The 4,670-nt window shown below is 71.4% G+C and carries 3 protein-coding genes; 2 read left to right on the forward strand and 1 reads right to left on the reverse strand.

The window, feature by feature from the left end; all coding sequences use genetic code 11:
- The first annotated feature begins 568 nt into the window (after window positions 1-568).
- Window positions 569-1,741, forward strand: a complete 1,173-nt coding sequence (gene moeZ / locus MJ783_RS07745; protein WP_239309566.1) for an adenylyltransferase/sulfurtransferase MoeZ — start codon at window positions 569-571, stop codon at window positions 1,739-1,741.
- Between the two features lie 194 nt (window positions 1,742-1,935).
- On the opposite strand, the gene MJ783_RS07750 is transcribed toward moeZ, so the two are convergent.
- Entirely contained in the window at window positions 1,936-3,849 is a 1,914-nt protein-coding gene (locus MJ783_RS07750) for a protein kinase (protein WP_239309568.1), read from the reverse strand.
- 421 nt (window positions 3,850-4,270) lie between these two features.
- Between MJ783_RS07750 and MJ783_RS07755 the strand changes: the two genes are divergently transcribed.
- Window positions 4,271-4,660, forward strand: a complete 390-nt coding sequence (locus MJ783_RS07755) for an MGMT family protein (protein ID WP_239309570.1) — start codon at window positions 4,271-4,273, stop codon at window positions 4,658-4,660.
- Window positions 4,661-4,670: the final 10 nt, after the last annotated feature.

A 4,670-nucleotide genomic window follows, 5' to 3' on the forward strand; every position in this document is an offset into this window, starting at 1 on the left:
GGGAACGGTGCCAGCGGCGGGGACGGCGCTGCTGGCGGGGACGGTGCCAGCGGCGGGGACGCGGAAACCCAGCCGAAAGCCACGGGCGGCCGCGGCACGCGCGCGAAGAAGGTGGGGGCCACGGCGAGGTCCACGGGTTCGGCAAACCGCCGCCGCAGCGCCTAAGAGCGCCCGAGAATAGGACTGTCCGGCTCGCGGCTCCCCGCGTCCCGCCCGGCCGCGTTGTCGTCAGTCGGCGCCCACCACCAGGGCGCCTTCCTCCTCCGCCTTGCCGGACCGGGCGCGGATGAGCCGCTCGCTGATCGAACGCCCTATCCTCGGGCGCTCTGAGAACCCGCCGCGGGCGCGGGCCGTGCACGAAGCCTGTTTGGAGCGGTCCCGTTCCCGACCGCCGGCCGGGGAACAGCCGTGCCCGCTCGTGCGCTGTGCTGGCTGGCGATCCCGTCGACCGGGCGCGCGGCGCGGCCCAATCGGGCGATCTTGTACGAGGGCGTTCGTAGCCTGCGACGATGGGGCCGACGAGGTTGTCGGATGTATGGATTCAGCGCTGCGACCGCGAGGAGAGATCGTGTCCCTGCCGCCCTTGGTCGAGCCCGCGACCGACCTGAGCATCGACGAGGTCCGCCGGTACTCCCGGCATCTGATCATTCCGGACGTCGCGATGGCCGGCCAGAAGCGGCTGAAGAACGCGAAGGTGCTGGCCGTCGGTGCCGGCGGGCTGGGCTCGCCGACCCTGATGTACCTGGCCGCCGCCGGGGTGGGGACGCTCGGCATCGCCGAGTTCGACACGGTGGACGAGTCCAACCTGCAACGTCAGATCATCCATGGGCAGTCGGACGTGGGACGCTCCAAGGCGCTGTCGGCCCGTGACAGCGTCCGCGAGATCAACCCCTACGTGGACGTCGTCCTGCACGAGACCAGGCTGGACACCACCAATGTGATGGAGATTTTCAGCCGGTATGACCTGATCGTGGACGGTACGGACAACTTCGCCACCCGCTATCTGGTCAACGACGCCTGCGTGCTGCTCGGCAAGCCGTATGTCTGGGGGTCGATCTACCGGTTCGACGGCCAGGCGAGCGTCTTCTGGGCCGAGCACGGCCCGTGCTACCGCTGCCTCTACCCTCAGGCGCCGCCGCCGGGCATGGTGCCGTCCTGCGCGGAGGGCGGTGTCCTCGGTGTGCTGTGCGCGTCGATCGGGTCGATCCAGGCGACCGAGGCGATCAAGGTGCTGACGGGGATCGGCGACCCGCTGGTCGGTCGCCTCATGGTCTACGACGCGCTCGAGATGAGCTACCGTCTGATCAAGGTGCGCAAGGATCCCGAGTGCGAGCTGTGCGGCAAGAACCCGAGCATCACCGAACTGATCGACTACGAGGCCTTCTGCGGGGTCGTTTCGGACGAGGCCCAGCAGGCGGTGGCCGGCTCGACGATCCTCGCCGCCGAGCTGAAGGACTGGCTTGACCGCGGCGAGCCGATCGAGCTGGTCGACGTCCGGGAGCCGGCCGAGTGGGAGATTGTCCGCATCCCTGGGGCGCGCCTCATCCCCAAGGGCGAGCTGCCCGCACACCTTTCCGAGCTGCCGCAGGACCGCAGGGTCGTCCTTTACTGCAAGAGCGGCGTGCGGTCGGCGGAGGCCTTGGCGACGCTGAAGGCCGCGGGTTTCTCCTCGGCGGTGCACGTCCAAGGCGGTGTGACCGCCTGGGCGACCCAGGTCGACAAGTCACTGCCGGTGTACTGACCGCCGACGCCACCAGGATCCAGATGGTGACAGATAGTTGCCGCGTAGATGGCATTGGTGCTGTCGACACGTGGGAGCCGGCCGCGGCTGTCCGCTGCCCGGGGCACATGTCCGCTGCCAGCCTTCCGCGCACCGCGCCGTCGGCGGGTGAGGCGGGCCGGTGGGTTACCGGCCCGCCTTGTCCAGGCCGGTCGTCAGGGTGACTTGGTACCGCCCGCGACCGAGGTTCCAGGGCCGATGGTCGCGTTACCCATAGCGATATCCATGTTGGTCACCTGGTGGGTGGCGTTGACAGTGGGGCTGCACTTGACTACCAGTTGCTGGGCGCTCTGGAGGTCCAGGTGAACCCGCTGTGGTTGCCCGAGAGCGATGTTGATCGGTGAGCCCAGCTGGGTCGAGCCGTCCTTGACGAACGTGAGGGCCGTGGTGTTACCCGCCGCATTGGTGGCGTCATTGGGAACGCCGATCACAGCGTCCAGGAACGCATACCCCGCGACGTTGTAGGTGACGCTGGGATTGTAAGAACCGCTGCAGGTAAGACGGACACTGAACGGGTAGGTGGTTGTCCCGATCTGCTCCGGCCCGGTACTCACGACGACGGCCACGGTGCCGACCGGCTTGATCGAGGAGAGGTTGGTCGTCCCGGCGGCCTGCGGCGCGTTGGACGGTGTGGCCGGGCTGGTTGTTCCCGGGGGAGCCGGCTCGGTTGTCCCGGGACCGGTTGTGGGCGAGGCGGTCGTCGCCGGGCCGGTTGTCGCCTGGTCAGTCGTTGCCGGGCCGGTCGTCCCGGGAAAGGCGCTGTTCGATTCCTGGGCGACCGGGGTGCTGGGGCCGGGGCTGCCGCCGCTGAGCAGCCGCGGCACGACGATCGCGAGGATGACGACGATCACGGCCGCCGCCGCGGCGAACGGCCACCGCTTGCGGCTCGGTGATGGCACCGGGCCGCCGCCGGGTGGCGGGGTGGCTCCAGGATGGGACGGGGGCTGGTTCGCGGCGGCGGTAAGCGCCGACGCCGGGACGTCCGGGCCCGTCCCGGTCCGCGCGGGCGCCGTCCAGCCGCCGGCCGGGACGCCGCGCGGCGACGAGAGCGCGGTCGCGTCCGCCGAAGCGCCCGTGGCCAGCGCGGGCGGGGGAAGCGGTGTCGCGAGGCCACCGGCTGTGCTGGTGACGTGCGACAGCGTCTCCGTCGCGGAGTCGAGCCAGGCGGAGAGCCAGTCGGAGCGGGCCGCCGGTCCGGTGCCGCCCGCCGCCGTGAGCCCGACGGCGGTGGGCCGGCAGCGCTCCGCGGGCGGGTCGGCGGCCAGCGCGTCCAGGATGTGTTTGACCAGCGCCGGCCGGGTCGCCGTACGCGGGCTGCGGTTCAGCGCCTCCTCAAGCGCGGCCACGTCGACCCAGCCCAGTCCCTCGACCCGGGGCACCAGATGGCCGAGCAGGACCTCGGCCATGGTCACCACGAAGGCGAACCTGTCCGCCTCCGGCGTCGGGATCGGGTCAACCACCCGCAGCTCGGGCGCGGCATAGGGCGCGGTGCGGCCGGCGATCCCGGTCCCGTCGGTGAGCCGGGCTAGGCCCAGGTCGACCAGGACGGCGACGCCGTCACCGCGGACCACGATGTTCGACGGCTTCACGTCGCCGTGTGCCACTCCCTGCACGGTCTGGCCGCCGGAGTGCATGTGGTCGAGCGCGGCGGCGACGGTACGCAGTTTGCGGATCCGCTCGCTGACCCGGGCGTCGGGGTTCTCGTCCCACCACTCACGCAGCGTCATGCCCTCGACGAAGTCCATGACGACGTAGCCCACGCGGGTGTTCGGGCTGGCCGCACCGGCAAGATGCCAGGACGGCCCGATGAACATGCTCGTGACGCGGACCAGGCCGGGGTGGCTGAGGGTGGTCAGCAGCCGGCTTTGCTTCTCCCAGGCCTCATCGCTCGGCGGCCGGAACATGGTCTTGACCGCGACGGTGGCGCGCCCTTCGGTCGACAGGGGCAGCTCCGCCCGCCACACCTCGCCCTCGCTGCCCCGCCCGATCGTCTCCTTCAGCACGTAGGTGTCCGGCCGCGTGGCTGGGCCGACCCAGTGCGCGGCCGGGTCGACTCCGGTTTCGGTCATGCATTCCCCCCAGGGATGTGCTGGTCATGCGGATGCTGGAACAACGCGGGCCGCCGCGGGCGCCGCCTGTCGCGGGCGGGCAGGCTATGACGGGCAGGCTGTGGCAGGCGGGGATTGTTCGCCGCGAAACACGACGATAGTGGCACTCCCGCGGACGGCCACGCGGGTCTGGCGTGTCCGCCCCGATGGCCAGGCGTAGGGACGCAACGGGCCGGCCTGGGCGGCTCCGGCGAGTCCCGGCGCGCTCGACCTTGTGTTACCGGCCAGCCGGAGTGCCGTCGCGGCGGTCCGCTGACCACCGCGCGCGGACCAGCCCCTCCTGCTGCCAATCCGAAGTACCGCTGTCAAGCTGAAGCCGGGGACAGGCCCGCGGGATCCGGGCGGCAGGCCCCTGGGACGGACGGGGCCTGGAGGCAGGGTGATGATCGGGGAAGGGCGGCGACACCAGCCGCCGCTCAGCGTGTCCGCGGGCCTCGCCACCCGGATCAACGTTGGTGGCCGGCCGAGCCCGTACGCGATGACCGTCCTTGCCGCGGTCACCCGCATCCCCCGCGGCAAGGTGATGACCTACGGCGATGTCGCCGAGTACGTGGGTGCGGGAACAGGCCGGACGGTCGGCGCGGTGCTCTCCCGGCACGGGCATGACGACGACATCCCCTGGCACCGGGTGCTGCGGTCCACCGGCGAGCCGAATCCGAACGCCCCGGGCGAGGCGCTGCGACGGTTGGCCGCTGAGGGCACGGCGCTGCTCCCCGGCGGGGGGCGGGTGGATCTGGCCGTGGCCCGCTGGGACGGCCGGACAGCTGGCTAAGAGCGCGTTT

This window comes from Protofrankia sp. Cj3, assembly GCF_917627355.1.
Taxonomy (GTDB): Bacteria; Actinomycetota; Actinomycetes; order Frankiales; family Frankiaceae; genus Protofrankia.